Consider the following 2,919-nt stretch of genomic DNA (forward strand, 5'->3'; position numbering starts at 1 on the left):
CCGCCGCCCTCGCTCGCCGCCGCGGGCACACGCGCGCGTCCGGCGTCCGGCCCTGGACGCACACCCGGCCCGCCGAGCGCGGCCGGCTGCTCCGGGCGGAAGGCATGGAGGCGCAGCAGGGTCATCGTGAAGCCGGTGTAGTCGTCCGGCGCGAGCGGCAGCTCGTCGCGGCCGTGGATCGCGACCTGGTAGGCGAGCTGGAGGAATTCGGCGTCGAAGCGCTCGACGTAGCCGAGGATGCGCGCGCGCTCGAGCTCGTCGGCGATCGCCGCCGGCGCGTACTGGGCGAGCGCGACGCGATGCACCAGCGTGGCCAGCGCCTGCAGCGCGGCGTCGAAGGACAGGCTCCTCGCCTCCATGCCGTCGGCCACCGCGAGCAGCGCCGGCACGTCGCCCGCGGCGAGCGCGTCGAGCACCGCATACAGGTGGTCGTCGCCCACGGTGCCGAGCATGTGGCTGACCTGCTCCTCCTCGACCCGGCCCGCGCCGTGCGCGATCGCCTGGTCGAGCAGCGACAGCGCGTCGCGCATCGAGCCCGCCGCCGCCTTGGCGAGGTGGCGCAGCGCCGCCGGCTCGAACGCCACCTCCTCGGCCTGCAGGATTCGCGCCAGGTGGTCGACGATGTGGCCCTGCGGCATCTGCTTGAGGTTGAACTGCAGGCAGCGCGACAGCACCGTCACCGGGATCTTCTGCGGGTCGGTGGTGGCGAGGATGAACTTCACATGCTCGGGCGGCTCCTCGAGCGTCTTCAGCATGGCGTTGAAGGCGTGCCCGGTGAGCATATGCACTTCGTCGATCATGTAGACCTTGAAGCGCCCCTGCACCGGCGCATACACCGCCTTGTCGAGCAGGGCCGCCATCTCCTCGACGCCGCGGTTCGAGGCCGCGTCCATCTCGACGTAGTCGGGGAAGCGGTCGGCGTCGATCGCGCGGCAGGCGTCGCACACGCCGCAGGGCTCGGCGGTGATGCCGGTCTCGCAGTTGAGCGCCTTGGCGAGGATGCGGCTGATGGTGGTCTTGCCCACGCCGCGCGTGCCGGTGAACAGCCAGGCGTGATGCAGCCGCCCGGTGGCGAGCGCGTGCGTCAGCGCACGCACGACGTGCTCCTGACCGACCAGCGTGCCGAAGGATTTCGGCCGCCACTTGCGTGCGAGGACCTGATAGCTCATGGCGGGCGATTCTAGCAGAGCGGCGGGCGCCGGCCCGCGCGCTCGACGGCTCGCCCGCCGTGGCATGGCGGGATCGCCTCGCGCGGCGCCTGCGCCACGCTGCGGTTAGACTGCCCGCTCCTCCCCCGTGCCTCCCTTCCCGCCCGATGGACATCGCCACCACCTCCTGGCTGCTCGAAGCCCTCGTCCCGATCGTCCGTGCCGCCGGGGCGGCAGTGATGGAGGTTTACCGCTCCGACTTCAGCGCCCAGGAAAAGGCGGACGGCTCTGCGCTGACCGCAGCCGACGCGCGCGCCGAGGCGCTCATCACCCGTGCGCTCCTGAAGCTGCGGCCGGACCTCCCGGTCGTCGCCGAGGAGGCGGTCGCCGGCGGCCTCCAGCCCGCAGCAGGCCGCCTTTTCTGGCTGGTCGACCCACTCGACGGCACGCGCGAGTTCGTGAACCGCAACGGCGAGTTCACCGTGAACGTGGCGCTGATCGAAGACGGCGCGCCGGTGCTCGGCGCGGTGCTCGCCCCGGCGCTCGGACGCCTCTTCCTCGGCGCCGACGGCATCGGCGCCTTCCTCGAAGAGGACGGCAAGCGCCGGCCGATCCATTGCCGCAAGCCACCTGCGGCCGGCCTCACCGTGGTCGCCAGCCGCTCGCACGGCGACGCCGCGGCGCTCGACACCTTCCTCGCCGGCCGCAGGGTCGCCGCCCTCGCGAACGCCGGCTCCTCGCTCAAGCTGTGCCTGATCGCGGCCGGCGAGGCGGACCTTTACCCGCGCCTGGGCCGCACCATGGAATGGGACACCGCCGCCGCACACGCCGTGCTCGCCGCCGCTGGCGGCAGCGTCCGCACCCTTGCGGGCGAGCCGCTGCGCTACGGCAAGGCCGGCCTCGAGAACCCGCACTTCGTCGCCAGCGGGCTGGACTGAAGCCGGCGCGGGAGACGGCGGCCACCCCGGCGCGATCGCCCGCGCCTCCAGGGTTGCGGGGCGTGACGCGCAGCGCGGCTACCTTCGCGCCTGGCAGAACTGGCGAAGCAGCCGCGGCGCGCATTGAACGAATCGCCGCACTCGCCCACAATGACCTCCGGCCTGCGGCACGCCGGCCAAGCCTTTCAGCCCCGTCCGCAGCCGATCCGGGCGCGACCCAACCGACTCTGGAACCCGACGCATGAGCTCCCCCCCGACCCCCGACGCCGAAGAGATCCGCCACGCCCTGCGCCAGGTCATCGACCCCGAGGTCGGCATGAACATCGTCGATCTCGGGCTGATCTACCGCATCGACTGCGCACCCGGCGAGCTCTACATCGAGCTCACGATGACGACGCCGGCCTGCCCGCTCTCCGACATGATCCTCGACAACATCGACGCGGTGCTCGACCCCCTGCTGCCGCCCGAGGTGAACATCCGCGTCGAGCTGGTGTGGGATCCGCCGTGGTCGCCGGCGATGATGGAAGAAGGCGCGCGCGCGCACTTCGGCTGGAACGGATGAACACCCTGCCCCCACTCGCGCGCGTGCCCCTGCTGGTGCTCGGGCTGCTGTCGCTGCTCACCGGCGTGTTCGCCGGCCTCGCCCGCCTGGGCGTGGAGGTGCCGGCGCTCGCCGCCGTGCATGCGGGCAATCACGCGGCGCTGATGATCTGCGCCTTCTTCGGCACCGTCATCTGCCTCGAGCGCGCGGTCGCGCTCGGCGGCCTGTGGCCCTACGCCGGACCGGCCGCCGCCGGCGCGGGCGGCGTGCTGCTGCTCGCCGGCGGCCCGCT

Annotated in this window: 4 protein-coding genes; 3 read left to right on the forward strand and 1 reads right to left on the reverse strand. The window is 72.8% G+C overall.

Features of this window, described 5'->3' with window-relative positions:
• Positions 1-1,169: DNA polymerase III subunit gamma/tau (dnaX, locus tag C667_RS21795; RefSeq protein ID WP_004384856.1), on the reverse strand; the 1,169-nt coding region annotated here is incomplete at its 3' end.
• Positions 1,170-1,315: 146 nt separating this feature from the next.
• On the opposite strand from dnaX, the gene cysQ reads away from it, so the two are divergent.
• From cysQ to C667_RS21810, 3 genes are all read left to right on the forward strand, one after another.
• The gene (gene cysQ, locus C667_RS21800; RefSeq protein WP_004384857.1) at positions 1,316-2,086 is read left to right on the forward strand and encodes a 3'(2'),5'-bisphosphate nucleotidase CysQ; all 771 of its coding nucleotides are present in this window, start codon (positions 1,316-1,318) and stop codon (positions 2,084-2,086) included.
• 241 nt (positions 2,087-2,327) lie between these two features.
• On the forward strand, positions 2,328-2,648 hold the full coding sequence (locus C667_RS21805; protein ID WP_004384859.1) for a metal-sulfur cluster assembly factor: 321 nt from the start codon (positions 2,328-2,330) through the stop codon (positions 2,646-2,648).
• The coding region (locus C667_RS21810; protein WP_004384861.1) for a DUF8744 domain-containing protein at positions 2,645-2,919 on the forward strand (275 nt) is incomplete at its 3' end. The genes C667_RS21805 and C667_RS21810, both read left to right, overlap by 4 nt.

This window comes from Thauera phenylacetica B4P (assembly GCF_000310225.1).
Taxonomy (GTDB): Bacteria; Pseudomonadota; Gammaproteobacteria; order Burkholderiales; family Rhodocyclaceae; genus Thauera; species Thauera phenylacetica.